The 23,952-nt window shown below is 57.3% G+C and carries 21 protein-coding genes and 1 pseudogene; 4 read left to right on the top strand and 18 right to left on the bottom strand.

Annotated features, from left to right (window positions below; all coding sequences use genetic code 11):
- Positions 1 to 96: 96 nt before the first annotated feature.
- Positions 97 to 876, bottom strand: coding sequence for an acetoin reductase (locus ACI2JR_RS19435; protein ID WP_462479242.1), 780 nt, complete (start codon positions 874 to 876; stop codon positions 97 to 99).
- 197 nt (positions 877 to 1,073) lie between these two features.
- Between ACI2JR_RS19435 and ACI2JR_RS19430 the strand changes: the two genes are divergently transcribed.
- Positions 1,074 to 3,794 carry a LuxR C-terminal-related transcriptional regulator gene (locus tag ACI2JR_RS19430; protein WP_462479241.1) on the top strand — a complete coding sequence of 907 codons (2,721 nt, stop codon included), beginning with the start codon at positions 1,074 to 1,076 and terminating at the stop codon, positions 3,792 to 3,794.
- Between the two features lie 42 nt (positions 3,795 to 3,836).
- Here ACI2JR_RS19430 and ACI2JR_RS19425 read toward each other — a convergent pair whose 3' ends face one another.
- From ACI2JR_RS19425 to ACI2JR_RS19410, 4 genes are read right to left on the bottom strand one after another with little or no spacing between them, the layout of a single operon-like run.
- On the bottom strand, positions 3,837 to 5,300 hold the full coding sequence (locus tag ACI2JR_RS19425; RefSeq protein ID WP_462479252.1) for an MdtP family multidrug efflux transporter outer membrane subunit: 1,464 nt from the start codon (positions 5,298 to 5,300) through the stop codon (positions 3,837 to 3,839).
- A gap of 5 nt (positions 5,301 to 5,305) precedes the next feature.
- The gene (locus tag ACI2JR_RS19420; protein ID WP_462479240.1) at positions 5,306 to 7,246 is read right to left on the bottom strand and encodes an FUSC family protein; all 1,941 of its coding nucleotides are present in this window, start codon (positions 7,244 to 7,246) and stop codon (positions 5,306 to 5,308) included.
- Positions 7,247 to 7,255: 9 nt separating this feature from the next.
- The gene (gene mdtN, locus ACI2JR_RS19415) at positions 7,256 to 8,284 is read right to left on the bottom strand and encodes a multidrug transporter subunit MdtN (RefSeq protein WP_132730578.1); all 1,029 of its coding nucleotides are present in this window, start codon (positions 8,282 to 8,284) and stop codon (positions 7,256 to 7,258) included.
- Between the two features lie 6 nt (positions 8,285 to 8,290).
- A complete protein-coding gene (locus tag ACI2JR_RS19410; RefSeq protein ID WP_132730577.1) occupies positions 8,291 to 8,563 on the bottom strand; it encodes a YtcA family lipoprotein in 273 nt (90 codons plus the stop codon).
- A gap of 271 nt (positions 8,564 to 8,834) precedes the next feature.
- Between ACI2JR_RS19410 and yjdI the strand changes: the two genes are divergently transcribed.
- Entirely contained in the window at positions 8,835 to 9,065 is a 231-nt protein-coding gene (gene yjdI, locus ACI2JR_RS19405) for a 4Fe-4S mono-cluster protein YjdI (protein ID WP_462479239.1), read from the top strand.
- An 11-nt stretch (positions 9,066 to 9,076) separates the two neighbouring features.
- On the top strand, positions 9,077 to 9,349 hold the full coding sequence (locus ACI2JR_RS19400) for a GNAT family N-acetyltransferase (protein ID WP_462479238.1): 273 nt from the start codon (positions 9,077 to 9,079) through the stop codon (positions 9,347 to 9,349).
- A 79-nt stretch (positions 9,350 to 9,428) separates the two neighbouring features.
- On the opposite strand, the gene ACI2JR_RS19395 is transcribed toward ACI2JR_RS19400, so the two are convergent.
- From ACI2JR_RS19395 to ACI2JR_RS19385, 3 genes and pseudogenes are all read right to left on the bottom strand, one after another.
- Positions 9,429 to 10,667 carry an MFS transporter gene (locus ACI2JR_RS19395; protein ID WP_132730574.1) on the bottom strand — a complete coding sequence of 413 codons (1,239 nt, stop codon included), beginning with the start codon at positions 10,665 to 10,667 and terminating at the stop codon, positions 9,429 to 9,431.
- Positions 10,668 to 11,006: 339 nt separating this feature from the next.
- On the bottom strand, positions 11,007 to 11,735 hold the full coding sequence (locus ACI2JR_RS19390; RefSeq protein ID WP_462479251.1) for a mechanosensitive ion channel family protein: 729 nt from the start codon (positions 11,733 to 11,735) through the stop codon (positions 11,007 to 11,009).
- Between the two features lie 107 nt (positions 11,736 to 11,842).
- Positions 11,843 to 12,263 (bottom strand): annotated as a pseudogene (locus tag ACI2JR_RS19385) (hypothetical protein).
- 356 nt (positions 12,264 to 12,619) lie between these two features.
- Between ACI2JR_RS19385 and ACI2JR_RS19380 the strand changes: the two are divergent.
- Positions 12,620 to 13,096 carry a GNAT family N-acetyltransferase gene (locus ACI2JR_RS19380; RefSeq protein WP_132730572.1) on the top strand — a complete coding sequence of 159 codons (477 nt, stop codon included), beginning with the start codon at positions 12,620 to 12,622 and terminating at the stop codon, positions 13,094 to 13,096.
- A 373-nt stretch (positions 13,097 to 13,469) separates the two neighbouring features.
- Here ACI2JR_RS19380 and ACI2JR_RS19375 read toward each other — a convergent pair whose 3' ends face one another.
- The 10 genes from ACI2JR_RS19375 to ACI2JR_RS19330 form a co-directional block, all read right to left on the bottom strand.
- A complete protein-coding gene (locus ACI2JR_RS19375; RefSeq protein WP_462479250.1) occupies positions 13,470 to 14,888 on the bottom strand; it encodes an EAL domain-containing protein in 1,419 nt (472 codons plus the stop codon).
- Between the two features lie 55 nt (positions 14,889 to 14,943).
- Complete coding sequence (locus ACI2JR_RS19370) at positions 14,944 to 15,849, bottom strand: fimbrial protein (protein ID WP_462479237.1); 906 nt, start codon at positions 15,847 to 15,849, stop codon at positions 14,944 to 14,946.
- Between the two features lie 17 nt (positions 15,850 to 15,866).
- Entirely contained in the window at positions 15,867 to 16,370 is a 504-nt protein-coding gene (locus ACI2JR_RS19365) for a fimbrial protein (protein ID WP_462479236.1), read from the bottom strand.
- Between the two features lie 12 nt (positions 16,371 to 16,382).
- Entirely contained in the window at positions 16,383 to 16,910 is a 528-nt protein-coding gene (locus ACI2JR_RS19360; RefSeq protein ID WP_165905747.1) for a type 1 fimbrial adaptor subunit FimF, read from the bottom strand.
- A 13-nt stretch (positions 16,911 to 16,923) separates the two neighbouring features.
- A complete protein-coding gene (locus tag ACI2JR_RS19355; RefSeq protein ID WP_462479235.1) occupies positions 16,924 to 19,560 on the bottom strand; it encodes a fimbrial biogenesis usher protein in 2,637 nt (878 codons plus the stop codon).
- A 74-nt stretch (positions 19,561 to 19,634) separates the two neighbouring features.
- Entirely contained in the window at positions 19,635 to 20,360 is a 726-nt protein-coding gene (locus tag ACI2JR_RS19350) for a fimbria/pilus periplasmic chaperone (RefSeq protein WP_132730568.1), read from the bottom strand.
- A gap of 35 nt (positions 20,361 to 20,395) precedes the next feature.
- A complete protein-coding gene (locus ACI2JR_RS19345; RefSeq protein WP_132730567.1) occupies positions 20,396 to 20,935 on the bottom strand; it encodes a type 1 fimbrial minor subunit FimI in 540 nt (179 codons plus the stop codon).
- A gap of 72 nt (positions 20,936 to 21,007) precedes the next feature.
- Entirely contained in the window at positions 21,008 to 21,556 is a 549-nt protein-coding gene (gene fimA, locus ACI2JR_RS19340) for a type 1 fimbrial major subunit FimA (protein ID WP_132730566.1), read from the bottom strand.
- Between the two features lie 494 nt (positions 21,557 to 22,050).
- Positions 22,051 to 22,647, bottom strand: coding sequence for a type 1 fimbria switch DNA invertase FimE (gene fimE / locus ACI2JR_RS19335; protein WP_132730565.1), 597 nt, complete (start codon positions 22,645 to 22,647; stop codon positions 22,051 to 22,053).
- Between the two features lie 538 nt (positions 22,648 to 23,185).
- Complete coding sequence (locus ACI2JR_RS19330) at positions 23,186 to 23,791, bottom strand: tyrosine-type DNA invertase (RefSeq protein WP_132730564.1); 606 nt, start codon at positions 23,789 to 23,791, stop codon at positions 23,186 to 23,188.
- Positions 23,792 to 23,952: the final 161 nt, after the last annotated feature.

Here is a 23,952-nt window from a genome sequence, read left to right as displayed (position 1 = left end):
GGGCGGGTACGCTAATGAATGCTAAGAGCTACGCGAGGGGACAAAAACGGGAGAGCGGCTGACCGGGCTGGCGCAGACAACAGCCCGGTTCGGGGATTAACGGTAAACGATACCGCCATCAATCAGGATTGACTGGCCGGTGATATAATTGGAGTCCGGGCCGGCCAGATAAGAGACCAGGCTTGCGACGTCATCCGGCGTTTCAGCGCGGCCCAGGGCAATGCCTTCAACGTATTTTTTATAGGTTTCACCGACCGGCGCGCCGGTAATTTCGGCAAAGCGTTTGTCGATCTCGGTCCACATACCGGTCCCGACAATTCCCGGGCAGTAGGCGTTCACGGTGATCCCGCGGCTGGCGTACTCTTTCGCCGCCGCCTGGGTCAGGGCGCGAACGGCAAATTTGGTCGCGGAATAGATCCCCAGCAGGGCGAAACCGTCGTGCCCGGCAATGGAGCAGGCGTTGATAATTTTGCCGTTCTGCTGACGATCGATGAATTTTTTCGCTGCGGCCTGAATCCCCCACAGGGTCCCCTGGACGTTGATGCGCATGATGCGGTCAACCTCTTCAGGCGTGACGTCGGCGAGGGCCTGCACCTGAGCAATCCCCGCATTGTTGACGATAATATCAAAGCCGCCGAGCTCCGCTTCCGCCCGATCGACGGCGGTAAATACCTGTTCACGATCGGCGATATTGGCGACGAAGGTGGCGGCTTTGCGGCCCAGGGCCTCGACTTCCGCGGCAACCGCGGCAATCCCCTCCGGATTGACGTCGACGAGCATCAGCGACGCGCCATCGCTAGCCAGACGTAAAGCAATACCGCGGCCAATGCCCTGGCCGGCCCCGGTCACTAAAGCAACTTTATTTTCGATAGCCATGTTCTGTACTCACCTTGTACTGATTAAGAAATGTGGGATGCCTGATGGGCAAAGGCTGGCCGCGTGAAGCCGCACGTCTGGCGTAGCGCCCATCGGTTACCGTGGATAAAACTACTCTATAGGTATGGATAACCGTGGCCTACCCCCCGGTTGGGGGGGATAATGGGGAACGCATGGGATGAAGAGGTAATGGCGCTATGGAATTTTTGCCCTCTACGGATGAGTCACTCACCGCGTTTGTTCACCAGGAACCGTTCCGCCTGACGCGCGGCTTACCGCTGATCGCCACCCGCTTTACGCCCCCGCGTTCGCCGGGCGCGCTGCAGCGGCGCGAGCGCCTGTTACAACGCCTGGATGCCGCTGCCACCAGCGCGTTGACGTTGGTGTGCGCCCCTGCCGGATTTGGCAAAACCACGCTGCTGGCTCAGTGGTATCGCCACCGCCAGCAGCAGGGCGATACGCTGGCGTGGCTGAGCATCGACGAAGACGACGGTACGCCCTGGCTGTTTATGCGCTATCTGCAGGAGGCGCTGCGTCCACTCTGGCAGGAGGGCAACCCGCCGTCGGCGGGGAATCCAGAGGGAGATTTCCGGCTGTTTCTGGCGGAGCTGATTAACCAGCTGCATCGCTGCCCGGCCCCGCTGTATCTGATTCTGGATGACTACCAGAATATTACCCACCCCGATGTGCATGATGGCCTGAACTGGCTTTTACAGCACGCGCCGCCGGCCTTGCATCTGATTATCGCCAGTCGCCGTCCGCCGCCGCTGACGCTGAGCCGTCTGCAAATCGAGGATCGGCTGGTGGAGATCTATGATAATGAACTGCGTTTTGACCTTACCGAAGCCAGCACCTACTTTGCGAACGCGCGATCGCCGACGCTCGACCCGCAGGATATTCCCCGGCTGATAGCCCTGACGGAAGGCTGGATCGCGGGGATGAAAATGACCGCGCTATCCTGCGGCAACGCCCATGCTTATCATCCCGACGGTAAGCTAAACACCGCTTCCCGCGCTATCTCCCGCTATCTGGACGAAGTTATCTTCGCGCCCCTGCCGACGGAGGTTTTCGCTTTTCTCCTGCACACCTCGATGCTTAACCGCCTGCACCCGGCGCTGTGCGATGCCGTCACCGGGAAAAACAACGGCGAAGCGATGCTGGCGTGGATAGCGCAACGCAATCTGTTTGTTTCCGCTCTGGACGAGAGGGGGTTGTGGTTTCGCTACCATCCGCTGATGCGCGAAGCGCTGCTGGAACGCCTGCGGCAGAGCACGGAGGTTGATATCCGCGCCCTGCATGAACATGCCAGCAGCTGGTTTGCCGGCCAGCAGCTGTGGGCGGAGGCGATACGTCATGCGCTGGACGCCGGAAAGGCGGGAGCCGGGCATGCGGAAGCGGGGGCGCAGTCGCTGGCGGAGGAGGGGGATATCGACACGATGGTGCGCTGGATCCGCTATCTGCCGGCGAATCTGGATCCCTCAAGAATTGAGCTGCAAACCCACCTCGCGTGGGCGTTAGCGCACCGCTTTCGCTTTCAGGAGGCTCGCCAGCTGCTGGATACTATCGAATCGCTGGCGGCGGCCAGCCGTAGCGAACTAGCCCACAGTTCATGGGTGAAGTTACGCGTGGTTCGGGCTATTTGCGAAGCTTTTGCCGACAATATTGCGCAGAGTATTGCGATCGTCGAACCCTTATTGCATGAGGTTCCCTGCGGTGATGTTTGGGTCGACGGCCTGGTGTGCAATATTCTCAGCTATTGCCATCTGGCGCACGCCCGGCCACAGCAGGCGCTGGATGTGCAGCAGCGGGTCGCCGGCGTGCGGACGGCAAACCGCAACCTGTTCGTGGCCGTGTATCGGGCTTTCGTGATGGCCCAGGGGTATCTGCGCCAGGGCAACCTGGCCGAGGCGGAGCGACAGGCCATGCGCGCGTTCCGTCACGCCGAACAGCATACCGGCCCGTATTCCAGTAGCGGCGCAACGCTGGCGCCGATCCTCGCGGAAATTGCCTGGGAGCAAGGCGAGGTGCAGCGCATTCATGGCCTGCTGACGCTACGCCTGGCGATGATCGATGACTTTTGCCCACCGGAGGGCTTTAGCCGTTGTTATATCGTGCTGGCGAGGCAGGCGCGGCTCAACGGTCAGCCAGACGAGATGGCCTCATTACTGCTGCATGCCGAAGGTCTGGCGGTTCAGCGCGGGTGGCTCCGGGCGCAGGCGCCGCTGTTGGCAGAACGTATTACCCACGCGCTTGAGGCTGGCGATCGCGCCGCTGCCGAAGGCCTGCTCCAGCGGCTACAGCGGCTGGCGGGGAGAAATGACGGGGTTGCCGCCTGTATTATGTTGAGTCAGAGCCGCCTGTGGCTGGCGACGGGAGAACCTCTGGCGGCCGCGCGGCAGCTGGATTCACTGGCCGATGAGCAGGAACGCGGCGGGGAGTGGCTGTTCGCCGTGCGTCTGCGGCTCATTCAGACCGTCGCCCTGTGGCGGGCGGGGGAGCAGGAGCAGGCGCTCGCGCTGTGCATTCCCGTGCTACGCCGCGCGTTTCGCCAGAAGCTTTTACGTAGCCTGCTGGATGGCGGGAGGGATCTGGCCTTGCTGCTGGCGGTTTTGCAGCAGCGCGGCGGACAGGACGAGGCATTCAGCGACGATCTGGCGCAGCTCATCGCCAGATTTAGCGCCGCCGGGATCCTGCCGGCAGCCCCTCGCCTGGCTCCGGCGAATCTCCGCTTAACCGAGCGGGAACGGCAAACCCTGCTCCTGATTGCCGAGGGCTACTCGAATAAAGAGATGGCGCGGGCCTTAGGGATTTCAGCGGAAACCGTGAAATGGCATCTCAAGCAGCTGTATGAGAAGCTGCAGGTGAAGGGGCGCATTCAGGCGCTAAATCAGGCGCGGGAATGGCAGGTATTAAACTAACGCCCTGCTCCCGGGGCGCTTTTTGCCGCCCCGTCGGCAGGCTTATCGTGCTAGCTTCTCCAGCGCCGGGCCGCGATAGTCCCCGCCTAACGCCTTGATCAGCGTAATGTCGCTACTGAGCTGCTGCGCCTGAATATCCAGCAGCAACAGCTGCTGGGCGATAGCCGGACGCCGCGCTTCCTGGGCCGCATAGTAGCTGACCAGCCCCCGCCGATAGTGGGCGCTGGCGCTGTGAGTGGTCGCCATCGCCGCCGTCACTTTCAGCTTTTGCAGCGCTACCTGCTGGTTAAGATCGTTCAACTGACTGGAGCCGATCGCCACATCGCGCACGGCGTCCAGCACCGCCTGATTGTACTGCTTGATCAGAATATTGCTGGCTGTTCGCACCGATTTCAGATTGGCATTCAGACGCCCGCCGTCGAAGATCGGCAGATACAGGCCCGGCAGCAGATTGATCTGCTGGAATGATGATTTAAACAGATCGCCGACGCTGAGCGCGTTGTATCCCCAGAAGGCCTTGATATCGAAGTGCGGGTAAAATGCCGCTTTCGCCGCGTCCACCTGGCTTAATGAGGCGGTGACGTAGCCGCGCAGCGCCTGGAGGTCCGGACGGCGGGCCAGCAGCTCAAAGGAGAGCGAGTCGGGCAGCGTCTCCTGCAAGGTCGGCAGCGGCACGGGATGGATCGCCGGCATGCTCTGCGCGTCGGCGCCGATCAGCGCCCGCAGCGTCTCCCGGTACTGCGTCAGCGTGCCTTTGGCCGTAATCACCTGTTGCTGCGCCGCCAGCAGTTCGGCCTGGGCATTGGCGATATCGACGCTATCCTCAACCCCGCGCCGAGTGCGATGTTCATGCGCCTGCACCGAGAGGCGGGCAATCTCCTCCAGCTGGTTGAGCAGCTCAATCTTCTGGAAGGTGGCCTGCATCGCAAAGTATAGCTGCGCCACGCTGCTGGCGAGATCCAGCTCAATACCGGCGGTCTCAGCCTGGCGGGCGTTTTTTTCGCCAATGGCGGCGGCAACGTGGGCGCGATCGGCGCCCCATAAATCGATATTCAGCGTCGCGCCGACGCCGACGGTATTCAGCGTGTACCAGGGGCCGTTTTTATCGACCGGCAACGAATAAGAGTAGGGCCAGGTGAACTGCTTGTTGGTCACCCGCAGCCGGTTCTGCGCCGCCACGGCGGTGGCCTGCACGCCCAGCGCCGACTGCGCCAGCTCAACGGTGGACTGCGATTGCGCAATTCGCAGCCGGGCGGCCTGCATCGTCGGAGAGTTTTGCAGCGCGCGGTTAACCAGCATGTTGAGCTGGGCGTCGTGATAGCCTTCCCACCACCTGGCCGTCGGCCAGCCGCTGTTGGCCAGGTGAATCACCTGCGCGAGTTCGGCCTGCTGTGGGTTCACTATTTTCACCTGGCCGGGGTCGTCCTGAATTAACGCGCACCCGGTGACCAGCGTCAGGGCGAAGGCGAGGGGGGAATAGCGCAGGAAGCGCGCCACGGTGTCCATTTTTTTCATGACTTATCTGCCTGTCGCGGGATCGCTGAAGGTGTGGACGACCACCGCGGGAGTGTCGTCAGCAAGGTGATCAGCGGCGCGCCAAAAGGATTATGGGGATCCGGATGTAGCCCGCCGGGGCGCGCCGGGGCCGCCTGCTGCTCAATATCATCGGCATAGGTCTGGAGCTGCGCGGCGCAGTGCTGGAGAAAATCATCTCCCGGCGCGGCATACAGCCGGTAGCCTTCGCTAAAGCGCACGATCTCCTGAGCCTGGCCGTAGGTCGCCTTCACCGGCCACGTTTTTGCCTGCGGATATGGGTGGGCCCAGGCATTGAGCGGTTCCGCCGCGACCCGGTGCATCAACGTTTCGGCGCCGTTCAGGGAGTGAAAGAGCGGCACCAGTTCGACCTCATCATCGCCGGCGCGCAGGGCATCCGCTATCTGCCGGTAGAGTCGCGCCAGCCGGGATTTAAGCTGCAGGGCTTCGCTATCCGGCCACAGGTAGAGATGCACAAGTGAGGAGACCAGCATGCCGAGCAAAATGCCGATCACCCGATCGCGCAGCTCGGTGAGATTGGTCAGCGGGCCAAACCAGCTGAGGAACGCCAGCGAAAAGGTAAAGCCGATCTGAATCCCGGCGTAGGCGATGCGTTCCGAGCCGGCCGCGATCCAGGCCGACAGCGCCATCACCGGCAGGGTCATGGCCAGTAGCCCGACGATAGATTCAGTATGCGGCTGCACATACACGATCATCAGCAGCGCCAGCAGCGTCGCCAGCAGGGCGCCGCCAATCCGTAGCCAGGTTTTTTGCAAGGTCGCGCCCAGTCCCGGCTGGGCGACAATCACGCAGCTGAGCATAATCGTGTGGATGCCCTGCCAGTCGGCGGCGGTGTAAAAAACGTAGCACAGCAGCGTCGCCAGCAGCGTCTTTAAGGCGAAGTGCAGATAGGCCGGATTGGTCCAGGCGTCGGGCAGCAGCAGAGGCGCTTTTTCCTCTTCCCCGGCCGGCAGCGCGACCGCTTCGCCGCGCGCCAGTTTGCGCAGCGTGGCGGCCATTTCCTGCAAAATGACGCTGTTTGCCGTATCCCGCGCGATCGCGTCAGGCTGGTCGGCGCTCAGCGCGCCGCCGTGCAAATGTTCTGCCAACGATGAGAGCGTAGCGGAAAGCCGCTGGCGCTCGGCGGGGTGGTCATCCCCCGGCTGGAGCAGCGCGGACAGATGGTAGCAATGCAGCGCGGCCGCCATCAGCGACTGCCACGCCTGCGGGTCGGCGGCAATCTCAGGGCTGGAACGGGTAGCCAGCTTAAACAGGGACTGCAGCTGGGTCGATTGTTCGGCGATCGCTTTAAAGGTCGGCTGGTTTTGCAGCGTACCGCTCTGTACAACCAGCTGCGCCACCTGGCGCAGCAGTACGATGATTCGCGCTTTGAACTGATAGCCGGGAAACGCCTGTTGAAAGCAGGCGTTAACCAGCAGGGTGACCACGATGGCGAGGTTGATGACCACCCACAGCCACAGCAGCAGGCGCACCAGAATCTCACTCTGGCTGGTCATCGACGGGAAGGTCTGGGCGTAGATCACCACCAGCGCCACCACGAAGAAGGCCATCCCCAGCTTGCCCAGCACCCGCATCAGGTAGATGGCGCCGAAAAACAGCAGCACCGAGGCGACGAGGCGGATTAGCGGATAGTCATAGGTCCATTTGATGATCAGCAGCACGCAGCCCAGCGCGATGCTGACGGTGAGAAAAAACACCACGCTCACCAGTTTGATCATCAGCACATTGGGCTGGCTGACGTAAAACACCACGATCAGCGCCACGGCTAAAAAAGGGATCTGCAGGGTCATAAACAGGGTAATCAATACCGCGCAGCTGAGGGTCAGACGCAGGGTATAGTTCGCCCGCCCCGGCACATCGCGGAGTTCCCGGTGCAGAAACGACCACAAGTTGTGCATACCGCTTCCTTATTGAGGCTGAAGCACGGCGCTGGCCGAGGCGCCCATGCGGAACAGTTCCGGGTCGGGGTCTTGCACCGCGATTTTCACCGGGAAGCGCTGTGAAACGTGGACCCAGTTAATACTCTTCTGAATAATCGGCAGACCTTCAATCACGCTCCCGCCTTCGGGCAGTACCCCGGAACCGACGGAGTCGACCACCCCGGCGAAGGATTTGTCATGGTTGGTCATGATGGTGACCCGCGCCGGTACGCCGGGACGGACGTTTTTAAGATCGGTTTCGCGGAAGTTGGCGATCACGTACCAGCGATCGTCATCCATGAGGGTAAAGACCGGTTTCAACGCCGAGGCGTACTGGCCGACGGTGGTTTTCAGCGCCACCACCACGCCGTTGAACGGGGCGCGGACTTCGGTAAATTCAAGGTGCAGTTCGGCCAGCGCAATCTGCGCCAGAATCCCCGCCCGCTGTGCGACCATCGCATCGACGCCGGTGACGGCGGCGGAAGCCTGCTTCGCCTGTAATAGCGTCGCCGCCAGTTCAGCGCGGGCGGCTTTTTCCGCCGTCCTGGCCTGATCGAGATCTTCCTGCGAAGCAAAACCCTGCGGCACCAGCGGTTCCAGCCGCGTGCGCGACGAGGTGGTTTGTTTAACCAGCGCTTTGGCGCGCTCCACGGCGGCGGCCACCGACTGTGCGTTGTACTCCTGAGCCTTAATCGTACGTTGGGTCAGCATGATTTGCGCATCCAGGGTGGTGAGTCTCGCCCTGGCGTCATCGAGCATCGCCTGATAGGGACGTGGATCGATACGAAACAGCAGCTCGCCTTTTTTCACCCGCTGGTTGTCGCGGATCGGCAGCTCGACGATCCGACCGCTCACTTCAGGCACCACATCGATGGTGTCAGTATAGACATAGGCGTCATTGGTTTCCGGCGACGTCTGGAGCTGCCAGATAACCAGAATGAGCGCCACGATGGCGGCGAGGACGAGGGCCAGCAGAGGCCACTTTTTGCGGAATACGCTTGGGCTGGAGTTTGTCATAGCGGCTTAGTTAGCAAAGAAAAGGAACCACAGGATCGTGGCGAACAGGAACATCAGAGCCAGGTAGCTGAATACCAGCGGCGAAAACCGCGCTTGCCAGCCTTTACGGACGATCAGGATATGGCAGGGGATAAGTAAAAGCACACCGCCCAATAAACAGAAAAACCAGCCAGGAAATACGGCGCCTAATACCGGAATCGCTGGCGATAATGTACAACCAGAGAGGGAGAATAAAATTAAAAATAGTGCCGGGCGTGCCAGCTTCACCAGACGATTCAAGGGATCTTTCCTGAGCGCTCATACCATTGTGGAGTGAGTTTAATCGCCCTTATCCATAAATAAAAGCCAGCGGACAGACTAACTTCTTCTATTTCTGCCGTTCGTTGCGGGAAGGTTTGGCTAAAAAGATGAATAGCAATGCGTTTATTTCGCATTAACAATGGAGCGCCTGGCATATATCAGCGAGCGGTTTCTGTTGACGCCTGTGGCCAGCATCTGTGGCGAGGACTATGCTTAGTTGCTGAATAATAAAAATAACGGAGGCAATGTCATGGATAAGGAACTGCTGGAAGCGGGCTACCGTGCCTATAGCGGAGAGAAGATAGATGTCTACTTCAATACGACCATCTGTCAGCACTCGGGTAACTGCGTGCGCGGTAGCGCAAAGCTCTTCAATCTGAAGCGTAAGCCGTGGATCGTCCCGGATGAAACGGATGTCGCCACGGTGGTTCGCGTCGTCGAGACCTGCCCGAGCGGCGCCCTGAAGTATCGCCAAAAATAAGCGAGGAGATAATGGAAATACTGGAAGGCCACAATAAATTTTACGTCAATGATGCCGAAGGGAATCAGGTCGCTGAAATTGTGTTTGTTCCCACCGGCGAGCATCTCAGTATTATTGAACACACCGATGTCGACCCCAGTTTGAAAGGGCAGGGGGTAGGTAAAAAACTGGTGGCGAAGGTGGTGGAAAAAATGCGGGGCGAGCAACGTAAGATCATCCCGCTATGCCCGTTTGCCAAACATGAGTTTGATAATACCCGCGCGTATGATGATATCCGCGCCTGAAATAAAGGCACCGGTGAAAACCGGTGCTAAATTTCAGGCTGCTGTGATGAAGGAGGAGCGTCTGCCTCCTGAAGATAAATCAGGTTACGCTTTCATTTTCCAGCTTCTGCCTTTTGCGCAGATGCGGGAAAATGGTCATCCATATGGCAACCACCACCAGCGTGCCTATACCCCCAAGGGCCGCAGCCGGAACGGCACCCATCCATGCGGCTAGCAGGCCGGATTCAAATTCCCCAAGCTGGTTCGAGGTATTAATGAAGATGGCGTTCACCGCATTCACGCGACCACGCATCTCATCCGGCGTATCCAGTTGCACCAGCGCGCCGCGAATCACCATGCTCACCATGTCGAAACCGCCAAGCGTGGCCAGTGCCAGCAGGGAAAGCCACAGCTGCGTGGAAAGCGCAAACACCAGTGTCGCCAGGCCAAAGCCGGCGACCGAGGCAAACATGATCAAGCCAACGTTTTTCTCCAGCTTGTGGCGGCTAAGCCAGACGCCTACCAGCAGGGCGCCAACCGATGGCGCACCGCGCAACATCCCCAGACCCCAGGGGCCAGTATGCAAAATATCCTGGGCGAAGATCGGCAGCAGCGCCGTCGCCCCGCCGAGCAGCACGGCAAACAGATCGAGTGAAATCACGCCCAGCACATCTTTGCGCTCACGGATAAAACGCACGCCGGCAAACAGGTTAGTGAGATTCATTGGCAGGCGGGTTTGCGTCGGCCGCTCGTAGCGCAGTCGGCTAACCAGCACAAGAGAGAACAAATAGAACAGCGCGGAAACGCCATACACGACTTCCGGACCCGCCACATACAGCAGGCCACCCAGCGTCGGGCCGATAATTACCGCCGCCTGCCCCCCGACTGAGCTGGCCGCCATCGCGCGTGCCAGGATCGGCGGCGGTACCAGCGCCGGCAGCATCGAGGTGATCGCCGGCCACTCGAGGGCCTTCGCCACCGAAATCAAAAAGACCAGTCCCCAGATCTCAATCTTGTCCGCCCAATGCAGCAGCGTCAGCGCCACCAGCCCGAGCAGCGCCACCCATTCAATGAATTGACCCAGCAGCACAATCCTGCGGCGATCGAACTGATCCGCCAGATGTCCGGCAGGTAAGGCCAACAATACTGAAGGTAAAAATTGCATCAGACCGATCATCCCGAGCGCCATCGCGCTATGGGTGATGGCATAAATTTGCCAGCTTACGGCAACTGAAAACATCTGAAAACCAAATGATGAACAGGTACGCGCCAGCCAAAATGCGACGAACGACCTGTGCCGCAGCAGTGAGTCTTCTGCTGTGGATACCTGTGAACCCATAGTCTTATCCCATTCTTGAACAAAATTATTCCGGCCGGCGTCGTGGCACCGGCCTGGTGAAAAGTCCGTAACGGACTCTCCTTATCTTTTTTCAGGTGACAAAGTGCGGCATCTTGTCTGTTCAGGCAGTGGCAAGGCGTGCGCTTTGCAAATCGTGCCTTATCTTAAAGAGTTTTATAGAAGTGCGTTAGTCATCGTTCAGGCCATAAATGGAGGCGATGTCAGCGGAGGGCCGGAGCTGAAACCGGTGACCATCTGGGGAACGTCATGGGCCGCTCTCAGCCCCGCTTCGGCGAAGCGCGGAAGATAGGCCGCACGCCGGAGCGGTATTTGAACAGCTTAACCATCCGCTGGAGGCCGCGCGCTATCCCGGATGCCGCTTTCCTGCGATAGGCGCCAGAAATCGTGACCCGCCGGATATTGATATAAGCGCAGGGAGAATTGTCCGGCGACCGCAGTAATATATTCAAATATTGCTGATTGAGTATTCTCATACTCCATCCACAACGTAGAAGAGGTAAAGCAATAAATTTCCAGCGGGATCCCGGACGGCGAGGGCTTCAACGTCCTCACCACAATGTACATATCTTTAATAATATCCGCTCGTTCGGCGAGATAGGCCATCAGATAGTGACGAAACAGCGTTAAATTCGTCAACCCGTTATCCATAAACCAACTGTCCGCCACCCCGGAGGGATCACGGCCATCGAGCAACTTTGCCAGCGGCTCATTCACCCCCCGTAGCGCAAGCATCGGGGCCAGCGTCTCCTGAGAGAGAAAGTTCACCGAGTGCTGATCGATATAGGTACTGCGCATAATTCGCCGCGCCCCGGAAGAAAACATGGCCTGCCAGTTGGTATAGGTTTCGGTCAGGAAATTTTTAGTCGGAATTCGTGAGATCGTATTATCCCAGTTGCGGATAGTAATCGTGTGTAGCGCAATATCGGTCACCTCGCCGCTCAGGTTTTTATCGGGCATTTCAATCCAGTCCCCCAGCTGGAGAACGTCATTTGACGAAAGCTGGACGTTGGCGACGAGCGACAGCAAGGTATGCTGAAACACTAACATGAGCACCGCCGCCACGGCGCCGAGGCTGGAAATAATGATGGCGGGCGATTTGTTCGACATGACGGCGAGGATCATAATCGCCGCAATGACGTGAATTAATATTTTTCCTATCTGGATATAGCCTTTAATCGAGTGATTTTTACGCTTGGTTTTGCGCAAATAAGAGCTGTTGACAATATCCAGCATCTCATTGAAAAAGACAGACAGAAAAATAAAAAACAAAATCCCACAGAAGGTATTAATCGCCGTCACCAGCGATGCCGGCATATTCGGCATAAACTGCAAAACGTAATAGACGATAATAACCGGAATGAAATTTGACAGCTTTTCGGCAATGCGCCGGTCCTTCTCCAGAGGAACGTCGTGTTTATGGCTGGCGAAGAAGACTCTGCGTACCACTTTAATCAGCAAAAATTTGCACATAAGGTGCGAAAACAAGCCAGAAATGATCAGCAGAATGATATTAAAACCCACCGCCAGCGCAGGATTTTGTTCAATAAATGTTAATAAATAATTCAAGTACGCCATCGTTCATCGCCTGAATAAGTATGCCATTTTGTATTCGCCACCGCCGGTGGACGACATATACAAAAATTTAACCCATTCGCATCATGACATGTCGGGGAGGTATAAGTCCACGCCTTAGGGCGCCTGACGTACCGGCATAAACTGTCACGCTCAGCCCCACCGTATTGTTGCAATTCAACCGAGATATCGCGTCTATCGCTTGAACTCACCGCCAGAAGTGGACGGTGAGATACCGCTTTAAGGCCATCAATTGCAATCAACCTGCTACCACCAGGGAATAATAATGGCGTTGCGTAGCCGTTAGCGCTATTAATATTGTCCTTTCATCCGTAGGGACTATCGCTAAGGAGTAATAAATGATCTCGTTTCACTCAATGACTGAAGACGAGTACCCTGCTTATCTTGAATATTTTATTCCTGATTACGCAGATGAGATCGCGTCAAATTATGGACTATCCCGCAGTGATTCCCTCGCGAGAGCGAAGCAGGAAATAGCGGAAGCGCTTACTGAGGGAGTTAATACGCATGGGCAAGTTTTACTGTCTCTTGTTGCGCAATTAGATGAGTCTGACAGGCATGTAGGCTATCTGTGGTATAAACCAGATGCGGCCAGGCGTAGCGTTTTTATCTATGATTTTCATATTTTCAACGCCTGCCAGGGACAGGGGCTTGGCAAACAGGCTCTGCGTGCTTTTGAAGCGTATCTGCGGGAGAAGGGGGTCAATGAGATCAGACTGCGTGTTGCAGGAGATAATACCCGTGCCCGCCATATCTATGAGACCAGCGGTTTTGGGGTCACGGGTATCAATATGCGCAAGGCTATCGCGGACTGAAATACTAAGTGCCTATCCCATTAGGGCTATTTTACTTGCCATTTTGACGCTGCGCAGCGCTCGAAACCCTCACGTACTACGTGTACGCTTCGGTTTCTCCGCGCTGTCCGTGGTCAAACGGCCTGCGATAATAACGCCTACAGGGATAGGCTCTAAAGAATAGTCAGGGTAATGAGGATAATACGCTCGCGCCTCGCTCATTGCCGTCCTTTACTCCTGATGCGGCTCGTTTCTGCCAGAGGCTGAGATGACGAACATCGCGATACGTCGTCAGTCGCCGCAGGGCACGGCGCTGCGTGCGATGTCTTTTGTCGCTTTCGTCATCCGGCCTACGGCTGGGGAATGGCGCGGTCACTTATTCAGTAAACAGCGATTATCCGGCAATGCTGGTGGGGTAACGGCCGGGTGAAAAACGCTGGATAAGAGCCGTCAGATTGTCGCCGCTGACCGGCGGGGAGATCAGGTAGCCCTGAAAACGATCGATGCCCAGCGTCTTCAGCCGGTTAAATTTCTCCAGGCTGTCAACCCCCTCGGCAATACAGCGGCTGCCGGAAAGCTGGCAGTAATAGATCAGGCTTTTGATCAGCGCCAGCGCCTGCGGGTCGCTCTGCAGATCGTTGACGATGCTCATGTCCAGTTTGTACTCATTAAAGCGCACCGATCTGACCGGAAACATCACGCTGCTTTGTGAAAAGCAGTCGTCGAGCATAATACGAAAGCCCTGCTGCTGTAATTGCGTGATATTTTCACCGATTTTGCCATGACGGTTAAGATCGACAGTTTCGGCAAATTCCAGTACCAGCCTGTCCGCCCACGCAGGCTCCAGCAGCTGCTGCCGCGCCGTCTCCATCATGCGGATAATGTTGTCATTCCCGGCAATCTCCGGCGGGACGTTAACGGCAAAATAGTAGTCGCCCGGGTGTTGGTTAATCTGTTGTACCGCCTCCTGCAGGACAAACGCGGTTAACAACAGCCAGGCGTATTCCGCTTTGATCTGCGGCAGAAACTCGCAGGGACGCAGTACCTCACCATTGCGTCGCCAGCGGGAGAGTACTTCGATACCCTGCAACATCAGACGACCGTCGGTAATCGGCTGGAACACCGGAAAGATTTGCCAGCAGTGAATGGCATGGACAAACTCGCGTTCAAAGGCCGAAAGCGTGGTGAAGATCCGTGCCTTCGGCCCTTTTATCTGGCTGCCGGGAAAGCGGCCGGCCAGGTGGGGATGATGTTCCAGCATCTTTTTTAGTCCTGAGCTTCTCTGGGTATAGAGGGTTTTGTGGCTGAGCCCCCGCCGCTGCGCCTGGTGATTGATGCTGTCTCCGGCGAGCCAGCCCAGCGCGGTCTCCAGCTCCGGTTTACTCACGCCTGCCGCCGGTTTGCCGCAGGCGGCCATCTCCTGAAACGCCAGTTGCTCCAGTAGAGGATACTCCGGCAAAGCATTGTGCCTGAGCAGCCTTGCCAGCTGCCGGCAGGGCAGGTCTGAGGCGACCGCGCGTACCGCCCCGAGATGGCGGCGGTGGGTGACCTGATAGAGCAGCGTGTGCCATAGCCAGTTTGCCGGGCTGCGGCTGAGAATCAGCATCGGCAGCGGAGCGGGGCTCTGCTGCAGTAGTCCTGCCGCCTGTCGCAGGGTGAACAGCAGCCAGAAGGGATCGTCCGGCAGGAACACCACAATGCGTCTGACCCTGGCCGTGTCGGCAATCCCGCGCCGATCGTCGGGGCGGAGGGATAAGCGCGCGGGGCGATATGGGCCGCCGCTCATCAGCGAGGAGAGCCCCTCGGCGGCCATCGCGCAGGGGGAGAGAATGTAGTCCTCCTGCGTCGCGTCCGGCGCCGGGCCGGCATTATTGATAGACAAACGTCACTCCAATAATGGACTGCACGTTGCCCGCCGTCACCTGACCGCTGGTTCGCGCGTAGGTGGCGGTTAAACCGAGGTTCACCGGCGAGGTGCCGACCGTGCCGAGAGTGACCGTGGTGTTGGCGGGCACGATGCCGCCGTTACGCGTCATCTGCACGCCAATCCCCTGCGCCGGCGAGGAGGACGCGGTATTGCTGAAAACCGAGTTGGCGGTATCGGCGGTGGTGCCCGAGAGATAATAACCAAGGTTCTGATTTTGCGCGCAGTGCACCGTGACCGGCACGGCCATCGAACCCGGGTAATCCGGTAAGGTCACCGTGACATCGCGGGCCGAAACATCACAGCCGCCGGTCGGCACCACCACATCATTATTCGCGTAAATGTTCCACACGAACTGAAAGTCGTCGCCGTCTTTGTTGTTGGTCTGCCGGAGAATAAGCACGGCGATTAATGATCCGGCGGAAATCGCCACCCCGCCAGCGGTGCTGACCGGCGTCAGGTAGAGCAGGGTCGGCCATGGCTTATCGGTTTTCGAGTCATAAATGACGCGGGCGGTTTCCGTGGTGGTGGGAAAAGGATATGAGGAACCGTTGTATTTTACGGTGCCGGAAAAGTTCGACAGCACGCCGCCGTAGGCCGAGCCGCGCTGCAGGGTCACGTAGTCGGTAATGGTCTCCGGGTAATCGTTATGGCAGAAGATCTGCGTCGACAGATCGACCACCAGATTCTGCCCGACGTTGACCGCGGGCGTCAGGTTGACGTAGACGTTGGCGCTGCCGCCGCCGATGGGAATCGTTGCTCCGGAGGCGGTTTTACAGGCGAAGGACCAGGCATTGAGCGACCAGCTCATCAGCAGCAGCGTGGTTAACAGGGTGATCACTTTTTTCATCAACTTACTCTCCTGTTTCAGGCGTAGGTGTAGGTGACGTTAATCACCGCCTGAAGGGTCCCCTGGGTGGCGCCGCCGTTGACCGTCAGCGCTCTGACCTGCAGCGGGAAATGGGCGGACTGCGTCGCATCATCCACCTGCACCGATTTCTTCGCCCCATTATTCAACGTGGTGCCGCCGTCATCCTGCAATTCCAGCTGAATATTGCCCGCGGTCCCCTGGTTTTTGTAATACCCGGTGGCGTCCGCGGTGCCGCTAAAGCTGGCGGTGACTCGCGAGGTGCCGATCGGGCAGTTGCTCAGATCGAGCGCTACGCTGTGCCAGGCCGAGGCGGAACCTGGCGAAACCAGACTGAAGGTGTAGAGATCGCCGAGATCGACGGTGGCATTGGTGGTGGAAACCGTGCACGGTTTGGCGACCACCTTGCCGTTTACGGTGATGGTGATATCGGCCGCCTGCTGCGGGAAGGAGGCCAGGGCCAGCACGCTCGCCAGAAGCCATCCTGGGTGAGTCCATTTCATCTCAGCCTCCGGTTATTGAAATTCCAGCGTGAATGTCGCTGTCGCGTTGACGTGCCCGGCGGTGACCGGTACCTGGGTAGCCATCAGACGGGCATAAAAGTTCAGGATATTGGTTTGCCCGGGCGATAGGGTGGTCCAGGCGATGGTTGGCGAGGCGGCGTTCAGCGGCAGCATACTCTGCTGACTATCCAGAATTTGCACCCCCATGCCCGCCGCCGCCGAGGCGCCGCTATCGAGCTTTAACAGGCTGGCGTTGTTGCTATCCGCCACGCCGGTAAAACCGACTTTGACCGCAGTGACCGAGGTGCCGCAGGGCGACAGGACGATGCGAAACGGCACCACGGGAGTGGTGGCGCCGATGGTATTGAACTGTTTGGCGGCGTTATCCATCAGATCGACGGTAAAATCTTTCGACTCTCCCGCTACCGCGCAGGCGTTATCCCGGACATAGCCGCTAATGGAGATGGTGCTGTCCGCCGCGCACGCGTTGGCGATGGCCAGCGACAGCACGGCCGCCAGCAGATACAGTGATTTTGTCATCATCATTCCTTCCTTAGCGACACACGGCCGACAGCTGGCTCAGCGCCTGCTGCTGGCTCTCTGGCGGCAGGCGATAGTCGGCCACGCAGCGGGCGTCAGGCCCTTCTCCCCACGTCACCTGCACCCGGCCGGCCAGCGGCATCCCGCTGAGATAGACCTGGCCGTTATCCGCCACAATGCTGCCGTTCTGGTTACTCGTTGACGTCACCATGGCGCCGAAGGGGATCGGCTTGCCGTTGCGGGTCAGGGTCATCAGCAGTTTCATCCCCACGTGCGCTTTGAAATCAGCGCGCACGATGGCGCCGTGCGTCGGTACCACGCTGACCACCGCCTCATCAAGATCGACGTTGTCCGCCAGGGTATTGGTGTCCAGCGCCACCCGGTTTTCGCGATATTCGGTGGCGTAAGGCAGTACCGCATATCCGCGCCAGTCGGTACGCACCCCGGTCTGGTTTTCGACCTTCACGCTATCGGCCCCCGGGGCTTTGATCAGCACCACCGTGTCGTTCAGCGGCTGGCTGAGGGTGACCCCGTTACTATGGGCGAGCACGCCGCCGCTGACGCCGTAGTACAGCTGCTTCAGGCCATCGCTGCGGCTGTAGCCGACGTTGGCGTTGCCGTAACCGCCGCGATAATTCAGCGCCGCGTATCCGGTGCCGCCGCTGCTGCCGTTGCCGCCGCCAGCATAGCCGGTCTGCACGCTGTAGCTCAGGTTATTGTCCTCCAGCAGCGTGCCGTACAGCCCGGCAAGGTTACTCATCCGGCCGTCGAGATCGTGCGACATGCTGTAGCTGGCGCTGGCATGTCGCCAGACCGATTTGCTGTCGGAACGCATCCAGTGGCTGAACGGAATATTGACGTTGACCGCCAGCATCTGATCGCGCCCGTCCTGCCAGGCGTTTTTGTTCACGCTATAGCTCAGCGTCCAGTTGATGTCGTCAACGGCGGCGTTAAGTCCGGCCTGTAATTGTTCATCGGCTTTGTCGGTACCCCAGTAGCTTTGGTGGCTGCCGCTTAAGTAGAGCGTGGCGGTCCGCCCGAGCTGCTGGGTCACGCTGACCTGTACCTTGCCGCGTTTGCTGTAGGCGAGGTTGTAATAATCGGTGAACTTCGGCTTCACCTGAATCACGCCGTCCTGAGTCTCTACGTCATAGCCGCTCATCCGCCGGTAGGTGGTATCGGCGAAGCTGTAATAGCCGCGCGTGGAGTAGCGATAGCCGACCAGCTGGATATTGGTACCCACTTCATTGAGCGATTTGTTGTAGAGAAAACGCAGCGATTGTCCCTGGTGCTCGCTGTTGTCTGGCAGCGTGGCGTTGGCCTGGGTGACGTCCAGCGACACGGCGCCGAATTCCCCCATGTTTTTACCCACCCCGAGGTTAAACGCCCGGTAGCGGTCTGCCAGCTGGGTGCCGCCGTATAGCGTCCAGCCCTCCGGTAGCCCGTGCAGCAGCGTGCCCTGGACGAATTTGGGTTTTTCCTGTTGGCCGTTACCGCTGCGGTATTCGCCCGCCGTCAGGGCATAGCGGGTATGACCTTCACGCTGCAGCACCGGCACCGTGGACCACGGCACGGTAAAGACCTGGCGGGTGCCATCGGCTTCTTTCACCGTCACCTGCAGGTCGCCGCCGTTGCCTGCGGCATACAGGTCGTCAATGGTGAACGCCCCCGGGGGAACGGTGCTCTGATAGATCTCATAGCCGTTTTGTTTAATCGACACCTGCGCCGTACCGCGGGCAATGCCGTGGATCACCGGGGCGAAGCCCTTCTGGCTGTCCGGCAGCATATTGTCATCGGAGGCCAGCTGGGCGCCACGGAAGTTAATGCCGTCGAAGACATCGCCGTTGGTGTAGCTGTCGCCCAGCGTCATGCGTGAGCGTAAAGGGACGATGTCCCGCTCCAGCCAGCTGTTCACATGCTGCCATTTATTCTCGTTTCTCGACGAACTGCCGCCGCTGCTATAGCTCCAGGTGGTGTTATCGCGCAGGCGCCAGGCGCCGATATTCAGGCCGCTTTGCAGATTTAGCCAGGCGTAGCTGCTGCTGCCGCCAATGTCGTTATGCACGTTGTTGCCGGTGAAGTTGTAGTTCAGCAGCCCGGCGGTAATGCCGTCATCCCACAATTCCGGGGGAATATACCCGCGCGCGCGATTGCCCATAAAAGCCTGGGGAACGGTGAGATACAGGCGCTGCTGGCCCACGTCGAAACGGCTGGTGGCGTCCTCGATCATCTCCGTCAGCGGGACGCAGGCATCGGCGGCCAGGGCATCCATTCCCGCTACGGCAGCGCTATTGACCCCCATGCTGACAAGCTGCGCGCGGGTCAGGCAGGGAGCCAGGCCATGATGATTCTCCGCGCCCTTAAAGGTGACATCGCGGGTGGTCATAAAGCCGTTATTCAGATAGATATCCACGCGATAGGTGCCCGGCGGCACCTCCTGCCCCTTTTCGAACCCCGACAGATCCGCTACCGCGGCCGGATCGTCGGCGAGAAAGCGCGGGTTAAAATAGAGTTCCGCCTGCGCGGAAAAGGCCTGCAAAGCAAGCAAAAGGGCAAAAGGAAGCGGGGCAAATACGCCAGCCGATCCCGCGCCGTCGCGCCGCGCACGCCGGATGCCCAAGCGGTCCAGTCCATATTTCAGATGTGACATAGTCCCTCCGGTCCGAAGTCGCCCGGCTGTCAGTTCTTTTTATCTTTCAGGGGATAACGCTGGTTTCCCCGTGACTATTGCAGTGTGCTCTTCATCCGAGGGGTCAGTGCGCCATAGTCGTTAATCGTCCGCCAGGTGATATCACGACCGGCGTCGGACGGTAATTTCACCGAGGCTTCGCCCATGGGGGGGACCAGCGCATTTTCCAGCACCCGGGTGCCGGCATTCAGTTCGGTGACCGTCAGATAGTAGGGCGTCGGATTTATCAGCGTGAGGGTGCCCGCGCTGCGGCGAAACGTCAGCTTTTCCGCCGCCTGATCCGGCGACAGGGCGAGTTTGGCCGGGCGATAGTAGAGCTTGATGCGGCTGATAATCGCCAGCTGCAAGGTGTTGTCACTGAGCTTTGATTTGTCCATTGATGGGATGGCCTTTACGTTCATCCAGAACAGGCTTTCCCGATCCTGCGGCAGCTGATTGTTGGTGGCATCGATAATGCGCAAGGTATTCTCTTTTTTCCCCTGCATCGCGAACAGCGGCGGGGTAATGACAAAGCGTCCGTCTTTCTGACCGTCGGCGTTTTCCACCCATGACTGAATCAGATAGGTGCTATTGTCATCATTGTTGGTTACCGCCAGCTGGACCTGCTTTTGTCCGGCCGGATAAATAACCCGGGTCGCACCGAGCGCCACGCCGGCTTCGGCACGGGCGGTGAAACCGGTGGTGACTATCATCAATAATCCCGCCAGTAAACAGCGCGTCATCCCCAGTGTTGTTCTCACGTTTTCCCCTTTTATACTCACCGTTGTTTCCTGCATCCGGTATGTCCGCTGGTTAATTACTGATAGGTCAGAGAAAACCAGGCCTGAGCATTTGCGGCTCCGCCGGTAACCTGATGCCCGGTCGCCCGATATTTGGCGACAAAATGGAGCGTGGTCGGCCCCGTATACAGCCGCGACCAGACGCCCGGTGGGCTATTAAGCGGAATCAGGCGATCTTCTTTATCAAACAGCGCGACGCCGATACCGGTCGCGATGCCAGGACCTTCGCCAACCGAAAGCACGTCCGGATTTTTGCCATCGGCCACGCCGTGAAACGCCACGCCCACGCGTTGGCTGACGGCGGTGCTGCACTCCTGGAGATGAATATCGAAAGGAACAGGGTCTGTATCTTCCCCTGCTGCATGAAAACGATTGCTGCTGATCTGCCCCATATTGACCGTCAACTGCTGGTCACCTGCTTCAACGCGGCAGGATTCGGCAATGATGACGCCCTGAAAGCGCATGTTTCCGCCGGGTAGCGTCACATTCCACTGGTTTCCGGCAAGCGCGAGCGGCGGTAGCAAAAATATCAACAGACCTGATTTCATTCCTTGCATCGTTATCACCCCAGTTCCGTAGTGGATAACGGGCCATCCTGGCCCGAAGTGCATCCCTGCCTGATGTGTCAATTATTCGTACTGAACTTTGAAGGTCGCGTCGGCGTTAGCGGTACCAGCAGTGGCCGCGCCGGTCGCGTAGTAACGCGCCTGGAAAGGAATGATGTTAGTGCCATCGTTCAGCGTGGTTGCCGCGCTGAACGTCGCGCCGTCCAGACCCAGAGCGGTACCGGTTTTGTCGAGGATCTGTACGCCAACGTTCGTCGCGCCGCCCGCTGCGGAGTTTTGCAGCGCCAGTACGGTGGTGTTGGTGCTATCTACCGCAGTACCGGAGAAGGCAACAGAGGCTTTGGTTGCCACGGTGGTGTCGCAATCATCCAGCTGGATGTTGAAACCAACGGCAGAGCTGGTGCTGCCTGCGGTGGCGAGTTTCGCTGAACGCACCTGGCCCAGTTGAACGGTCTGATCGATAGAGCCGGCATCTACTGCACAGGCTGCGTTGACCACTTCCCCTTTAAAGTGCACTGTACCGCCGTTTACCGTGGTGGTATCAGCCAGGGCCGCTGCGGAACTCAGGGACAGGGCTGACAGAACAACGATTGCCAGTGTTTTGATTTTCATGTTGTTTTCCTTTAAACAATGTCGATATTACGAACCGAAATTGGCAGTCGTTGTGCCTTCCAGGCATTCCCTATTTCAGCCGAATGGTCCGACTGCCGGCTCTGCGCAGTTTTCGCCCAACTGATGAGTCAATTGGGGCCATTTTGACTCATTGAGATAAAGTTCTTATTTTCCTGTTTTTGTAATAATATTTTGGTTTATTGAGCTGATTTATTTTATTTTTTGGGTTTATATTCTGTGGTGTTGCCGGGGAGAGTCGGGGGAAGCGGGCGAGGTCAGCGCGGATGATATTGCAGGTCAGCGGAAAGGATGGAAAGATAAGTAAAGTTTATTAAAGGTAAAATATGTTAATAATCAGGTAGATAAATTTAATTTGTGGAAATATATGCACTTGCCAGTTGCAAAAGATTGCAAAACATTTTTATGATATAAACAGTTTGGCCCCAATTGACTTGTTCACTTCTAAAATTATCCTTGTTTATCAAATAAATATATCATTTCTTTTGTCCGTGCGAATTTTCTTCCAGCAGGTTATTTCTTTCCCATAATCCGGCGAAACGCGCGGCATTGCTGGCGGTATAGCGCACGGTATGCCGAATATTACGATGACCAAGGTAATCCTGAATCAAACGTGTATCTGTGCCTCTTTCCGCGAGTTCATACCCGCAGGCGTGGCGCAGCATATGGGGGTGAGTATGGGTGGCGGTTCCGGCGACTTCGCCGGCGCTGCGAATAATGCGATACGCCTGCTGGCGGGAAAGCTGGGTTCCGCGGCGTGAGATAAAAATGGCGTTGGTTTGTTGCGCGGCCTTCCAGCCGGCACGGACCTGAGTCCAGCGGGCGATTGCTTCCAGCTCATCAAATCGCAGCGGGTGGATGGTGGAAAAGCCATTCTTTAAGCGTCGAACGTTGATTCGGCCCTCGTTGAGGTCAAGATCCCGGTAGTGCAGATCGAGCAGCTCGCTGATGCGCATCCCGTGCCGAAACGCCAGCAGGATCAGACAGTAGTCCCGTTCGCCGGTCGGCCCCTGTCGTGCCGCCAGCATCATGGCCTGCACTTCTTTGGCGGTAAGAAAACGACGTCGATTCACAATACATTGCTCCTGAAATAAAGTTGAACGAAGGTGCCCTCCTGAAGACGTTATCAGGACGGTTAAAAAATAATCCGCGATGTTAAAGGCGTATTATATGAAGGTATATATACCGTTCATCCTTCACGTTGCCATGGTGTTGGCACGGTAAAAATAGATGGTCACATTACATTTACACATAGTTAAAATATCGCCAGACGATAATTCTTATTTTTATAGATTTTATGTCATATCACAATAGCGCCATTCGTGCTTATTGCCAGGTATATCAAATTGCAGGGGGAAAAGTGAATGGTGGCGCCACTTTAGACGAAAAATATAATGCTGAATGGTTTTACCTGACAATAAATAGCGAATTGAAACCCAGATTATTTACAAGGATATCGGCGGTAGCGGCAGTGAGAATGAATTAAGAACTTGCAGGAACAATAATCATAATCACCGTATGGTTAATATTTATTAATGTTTTCAGCGGCCGCTGTTCACTTTAACGCCATCCATGGCGTTAAACGTCGCAGCCTGTCGTTGCCAGACGCCATTATTGCAAAATGTGGTTCCGCTGTTTCTCTTTCGCGTTGTCCCAGATTCCGTAAAAACGGCCTGCGTTGCTGGCGGTATACCAGACGGTATGGCGGATATTGCGGTGTCCGAGGTAGTCCTGGATAAGCCGGGTGTCGATCCCCATATTAGCCAGAGCGAACCCGCAGGAATGGCGCAGCATATGCGGGTGAATTTCAATCGTTAGCCCGGCGTTGCCGCCGGAGGACGAAATAATTTGATAAAACTGCTGACGGGAAAGCGGATTGCCTTTGCGGGATAAAAACAACCATTCGCTGTCAGCATGCGGATATGCCGCACGGATATCTAACCAGGTTTTGAGCGCCTGAATCTCTTTATTGAGTAACGGGTGAGTGGTCGAGAATCCTTTTTTAAGCCGATGGATGTAAATACACTTAGAGCGTAAATCAATATCAGAAATTTGCAGGCGACAAATTTCACTGGCGCGAAATCCATGAATAAAACAGAGTAATGTCAGGCAATAGTTACGTGCGGCATGCGTCCCTGTGTTGGCTGCTTTAAGAAGTGACTCAATCTCATTTTGAGTGAGGAAGTTCCTTTTTTTGATATCGGCGTTATTCTTCATTATATTCCCTTTTCTGTGCAGGCATATATTACATTCTGTCAGTCTTCGTCAGGCCAGCGTTATCGTCCGATTGCATTTGTAATCGTTTATTTTTTGCCATAGTATCAGGTGCTTTTTATAACGTATAAAGTTCTCCAGCATATATCATGCCGAACCGGGTT

The organism is Klebsiella sp. NPDC088457 (assembly GCF_044900465.1).
In the GTDB taxonomy this organism is placed as follows: Bacteria; Pseudomonadota; Gammaproteobacteria; order Enterobacterales; family Enterobacteriaceae; genus Klebsiella.
Note: the sequence above shows the minus strand (reverse complement) of the source record. Positions and strands in the feature narration are given on the sequence as shown.

Coding starts and splice junctions, on each gene's coding strand:
- ACI2JR_RS19330 (WP_132730564.1), bottom strand. CDS start 23,791: ATGAAGAATAACGCCGATATCAAAAAAAGGAACTTCCTCACTCAAAAT.
- ACI2JR_RS19355 (WP_462479235.1), bottom strand. CDS start 19,560: ATGTCACATCTGAAATATGGACTGGACCGCTTGGGCATCCGGCGTGCG.
- ACI2JR_RS19435 (WP_462479242.1), bottom strand. CDS start 876: ATGGCTATCGAAAATAAAGTTGCTTTAGTGACCGGGGCCGGCCAGGGC.
- yjdI (WP_462479239.1), top strand. CDS start 8,835: ATGGATAAGGAACTGCTGGAAGCGGGCTACCGTGCCTATAGCGGAGAG.
- ACI2JR_RS19390 (WP_462479251.1), bottom strand. CDS start 11,735: ATGTTAGTGTTTCAGCATACCTTGCTGTCGCTCGTCGCCAACGTCCAG.
- ACI2JR_RS19395 (WP_132730574.1), bottom strand. CDS start 10,667: ATGGGTTCACAGGTATCCACAGCAGAAGACTCACTGCTGCGGCACAGG.
- ACI2JR_RS19420 (WP_462479240.1), bottom strand. CDS start 7,246: ATGCACAACTTGTGGTCGTTTCTGCACCGGGAACTCCGCGATGTGCCG.
- ACI2JR_RS19380 (WP_132730572.1), top strand. CDS start 12,620: ATGATCTCGTTTCACTCAATGACTGAAGACGAGTACCCTGCTTATCTT.
- ACI2JR_RS19370 (WP_462479237.1), bottom strand. CDS start 15,849: ATGAAAAAAGTGATCACCCTGTTAACCACGCTGCTGCTGATGAGCTGG.
- ACI2JR_RS19365 (WP_462479236.1), bottom strand. CDS start 16,370: ATGAAATGGACTCACCCAGGATGGCTTCTGGCGAGCGTGCTGGCCCTG.
- ACI2JR_RS19360 (WP_165905747.1), bottom strand. CDS start 16,910: ATGACAAAATCACTGTATCTGCTGGCGGCCGTGCTGTCGCTGGCCATC.
- ACI2JR_RS19425 (WP_462479252.1), bottom strand. CDS start 5,300: ATGGACACCGTGGCGCGCTTCCTGCGCTATTCCCCCCTCGCCTTCGCC.
- mdtN (WP_132730578.1), bottom strand. CDS start 8,284: ATGACAAACTCCAGCCCAAGCGTATTCCGCAAAAAGTGGCCTCTGCTG.
- ACI2JR_RS19400 (WP_462479238.1), top strand. CDS start 9,077: ATGGAAATACTGGAAGGCCACAATAAATTTTACGTCAATGATGCCGAA.
- fimA (WP_132730566.1), bottom strand. CDS start 21,556: ATGAAAATCAAAACACTGGCAATCGTTGTTCTGTCAGCCCTGTCCCTG.
- ACI2JR_RS19345 (WP_132730567.1), bottom strand. CDS start 20,935: ATGCAAGGAATGAAATCAGGTCTGTTGATATTTTTGCTACCGCCGCTC.
- ACI2JR_RS19430 (WP_462479241.1), top strand. CDS start 1,074: ATGGAATTTTTGCCCTCTACGGATGAGTCACTCACCGCGTTTGTTCAC.
- ACI2JR_RS19375 (WP_462479250.1), bottom strand. CDS start 14,888: ATGGCCGCCGAGGGGCTCTCCTCGCTGATGAGCGGCGGCCCATATCGC.